The organism is Streptococcus intestinihominis, assembly GCF_046824975.1.
Classification (GTDB): Bacteria; Bacillota; Bacilli; order Lactobacillales; family Streptococcaceae; genus Streptococcus.
On the sequence record NZ_JBKQBL010000001.1, the window covers coordinates 300,503 to 301,160 of the forward strand.

Genomic DNA, 658 nt, shown 5'->3' on the forward strand with positions numbered 1-658 from the left:
GCTATTTGTCAAGCATTTATGCCATACTATACAAAATAGATAGTTTGCTAATCAAATTATTTTTTTAGATTATATTTTGGAGGTTGAGCTATGCTCAAGGAAAGACGAAACCAGGGTACCATCCCCCTACTGGTAATTACTTTTATTTTTCTAAGAATTTTTCAACTGTATCAAGGAGTTTGATATAGGTAAGATTTACAATAAACATAAGCGACTCCTTTAAAATAAATGATAAATAGATTATAATACTTTACAAACTACCTGAATAGTAGGCACATTTTTGTAAGGAAAAAAATGCTAACAAATAAAAATTGGAATTGTAGTATGTCCCAAGTTTTGGATGTAGTTGATGGCAAGACGGGCTGGAACATCATTAAATGCTATTTCAAAAGCACTTACTCATAGTGACATCCAAATAACAAAGACTTATGTCAATACTACTTAAACAGTAAATCAAACAGCAGGAGAAATAGCCTTTAGAAGTCTCAAAAAGCAATAGGGTGAACTTGGGGTGAATTTTGGGGTGAACTTTAGTTTTTTGAACAAAAAAAGACATCCAAGAGAAAATTCTTGAATGTCTGTAAACGTTGATATAATCGTGTTGATTAACGTTTTGAGAATTGTGATGCTTTACGAGCTTTCTTAAGACCTGGTTTCT